Origin of the sequence: Knoellia aerolata DSM 18566, from assembly GCF_000768695.1 — a bacterium.
Lineage (GTDB): Bacteria > Actinomycetota > Actinomycetes > Actinomycetales > Dermatophilaceae > Knoellia > Knoellia aerolata.
In genome coordinates, this window is the sequence record NZ_AVPL01000157.1 from 1 (window position 1) to 709 (window position 709).

Below are 709 nucleotides of genomic sequence, written 5' to 3' on the forward strand. Positions count from 1 at the left end.
CGAGCCGCGCCCCGGCCCGGCGGTCCGCGGCCCCGACTCCCGCCCCGCGGACGGTGCCTCCCGCGCCCCCCGCGCCCCCCGCGAGCTTCCGGGTCGAGATCCCGTCCCTCGACGTCGTCCTCCCCGTCGTCCCCGTCGGGGTCGCGAAGGACGGCCAGATGGCCCTGCCGAAGGACCCCGACATCGGCGGGTGGTACCGCTTCGGCCCGGGTCCGACGTCCGCGAACGGCGCGAGCGTCATCTCCGCCCACGTCGACTCGCGCGACGAGGTCGGGCCGCTGGCGAAGCTGCCCCGGCTCGACGAGGGGGCGCGGATCGTCGTCACCGTCGACGGCGCCCGGGTCGAGTACGTCGTCGAACGGGTCGACCAGTACGCCAAGACCGCCCTGGACGTGGACGCCCTGTTCTCGCGCTCCGGCCCGGCGCGGCTGCACCTCGTGAGCTGTGGTGGTGAGTGGAACCCGAGGACGCGCCACTACGAGGACAACGTCGTGGCCATCGCCCGACGGGCGAGCGTCACCGAGGGGGTCGCCTATCGTGAGCACCGTGGTGAGTGATGCGCCCTCGGGGACCAGTGATGCCGAGCTCATGCGGCTCGTCGCCGACGACGACCGCGACGCCCTCGCCGAGGTCTACCGCCGCTTCGGCGGTCTCGTGCACACCATCGCCCTCAGGTCCGTCGGAGGACACCACGACGCGGAGGACATCA

Annotated in this window: 1 protein-coding gene; it reads left to right on the plus strand. The window is 73.8% G+C overall.

Annotated elements, in window-relative coordinates:
• Window positions 1-557, plus strand: a 557-nt coding sequence (locus tag N801_RS19085) for a class F sortase (RefSeq protein ID WP_211254768.1), incomplete at its 5' end; no start/stop codon positions are given.
• Window positions 558-709 lie beyond the last annotated feature (152 nt).